This window comes from Pauljensenia sp. 20925_1_34, from assembly GCF_041432775.1.
Classification (GTDB): domain Bacteria; phylum Actinomycetota; class Actinomycetes; order Actinomycetales; family Actinomycetaceae; genus Pauljensenia.
Genome location: NZ_JAPWAG010000065.1, coordinates 1 through 818 on the forward strand (window position 1 = coordinate 1; position 818 = coordinate 818).

Annotated in this window: 1 protein-coding gene; it reads left to right on the forward strand. The window is 57.5% G+C overall.

Annotated features, from left to right (window positions below; all coding sequences use genetic code 11):
• The coding region (locus O3669_RS10870) for a transposase (RefSeq protein WP_371524869.1) at positions 1 to 192 on the forward strand (192 nt) is incomplete at its 5' end.
• Positions 193 to 818 lie beyond the last annotated feature (626 nt).

Consider the following 818-nt stretch of genomic DNA (forward strand, 5'->3'; position numbering starts at 1 on the left):
CCCTGGGAGAGAGGAACCAACGAAAACACCAACCGGCTCATCCGCCGCTACCTGCCCAAAGGAACCCCCATCACCAGCCACCAACCCTACCTCGACGCCATCGCCTACGAACTCAACAACTGCCCCAGAGCCACCCTCGGCTACCGCACCCCCACAGAAGCATTCAACGAACTCATTGCTACCACCCATTGACACCGCCTGCATTCGCACATGAACTCTTCTAATCTTTTACAAAAAATGGCCTTGGCAACCGTCAGCATCCAGTGGCAGAGCTTCTGGCCACAGGGGGAAGCTGGGCCATGCGCGCCACGACCTCCTCGCCCGATGCGCTTTCTGTTGGTTCGTCGACGACGGACACGCTGTGAATGTGTCTGACGATCCGGTGGCCTGCTGCGTCAACTTGGTGCATCGTGTGGGTGAGGAGGTCACGGGCGGTAGTTTGGATGAGATCTTCGGCGAGCTTTCCGCCATCGGCTTCGATCGGGTCCCACGCTCTGTGTCAGCTCACCACAATATACGTCGCCACCCGGAATCTCATCTACGTCGAGCTCAGCCAGACCGAAACTGACGAGGCCAAGTCGGGTTTCTCAGCTAAGAAGTGCTCCATGTCTCAACAGCCGAAGACAGACCCATCAGGTCCGCCTAAATCTCCAAACCTTTTGACGCAGGGCAGTACGTTTTGACGCTTTGGATCTCCATTAGCCGAGCAATCCTCTGGAAGGCCACTCATGCCCACTGACCGGCTGCCGTCAGGTGAGCCTCACCATGCTCTGCAATCAGACCCCAGACCCCGAACAACAACCAGGAACAGCGAAAAC